General features: G+C 59.5%; 1 protein-coding gene. It reads right to left on the minus strand.

What is annotated here, in order from left to right:
- Positions 1–662, minus strand: a 662-nt coding sequence (locus DPM33_RS35680; RefSeq protein WP_146770399.1) for a DUF3060 domain-containing protein, incomplete at both ends; no start/stop codon positions are given.

Here is a 662-nt window from a genome sequence, read left to right on the forward strand (position 1 = left end):
CGTGTCGTTCACCCCGCCCAACGTCACGCTGTCGTTCGTGCCAGACAGGGTCAGGCTGGTGTTGTCGCTCGCCGTCACACTGTCGTTGCTCGCGGTGAGGCTTAGTCCAGCTTGGCCTCTCGCGTAGGTGACAGGCCCACTGCCTTGCACGAGAACATTGCCGTTGCCGGCAAGGCCGGTGCCAGAGTAGCCGCTCACTACTACAAGGTTGTCCGTTCCGTTTACGGACACGCTTCCATAGCTGCCGGTCACGGTCACGAAATCACTGCTGCCATTGACGCCAACAGAGCTGTAATCGCCGTTGACGGTGACGGTATCGTTGACCCCGCTGACCTGCACGATGTTCCCGCTGTCGCCGCCGGGCTGGGCAACCACGACGGTGTCGTTGTCGCCTATGACGGTCACCCTCTCGTTGTGAGTGGCCAGGGTCACACTGTCGTTGCTGCCCAGGAGATCAATCGAATTGTTGACCTGATAGGCGTTCAGACTGTTGCTGGCAGTCAGCGTCAGGCTCGTATTGCTGGCGCTGAAGGCGACGGCATTGTTGTCGCCCGAAATAGTCACCACGTCGTTGCCGCCAGTCAGCTGAATGGTGTTGTTGGTCGACGTCACACTCAGGTTTGTGTTGTTCGACCCGAAAACCAACGTGTCGTTCACCCCGC

The organism is Mesorhizobium hawassense (genome assembly GCF_003289945.1).
Taxonomy (GTDB): Bacteria; Pseudomonadota; Alphaproteobacteria; order Rhizobiales; family Rhizobiaceae; genus Mesorhizobium; species Mesorhizobium hawassense.